Here is a 363-nt window from a genome sequence, read left to right on the forward strand (position 1 = left end):
AAATGCTGGCGACATTCGCGGGAGCAACCGCGGCAACGGGGATTTTGACCCAGTTTCTCAAGAATCTAATCCCGAAGCTGCCAACACAATGGCTCAGCTACCTATTGGCGCTGGTGCTTCTGTGCGCGGCGACGGCGGCAATCGGAGACTTTACAGAGTGGACATCCTGGGCAATCCTGCCGCTGAATGCGGCGCTGGTGAGCATGGCGAGCAACGGCGCGTTTGCGGCGGTCAAGCGTGCGGCGGAAGGCAAGGGCAAAACAGAATAGATAGAAAGAGAGCCCCGGAGTGATCCGGGGCTTTTTTCTGTGGATTTATTTCACTGAAATTAGCCGGAAATAAATCATGGGATATAATAAAGCT

The 363-nt window shown here is 54.0% G+C and carries 1 protein-coding gene; it reads left to right on the top strand.

What is annotated here, in order from left to right; translation table 11 throughout:
• Positions 1–269, top strand: a 269-nt coding sequence (locus DPQ25_RS14875; protein WP_177577160.1) for a hypothetical protein, incomplete at its 5' end; no start/stop codon positions are given.
• Between the last annotated feature and the right edge of the window lie 94 nt (positions 270–363).

The sequence above is a fragment of the Hydrogeniiclostridium mannosilyticum genome (assembly GCF_003268275.1).
Classification (GTDB): Bacteria; Bacillota; Clostridia; order Oscillospirales; family Acutalibacteraceae; genus Hydrogeniiclostridium; species Hydrogeniiclostridium mannosilyticum.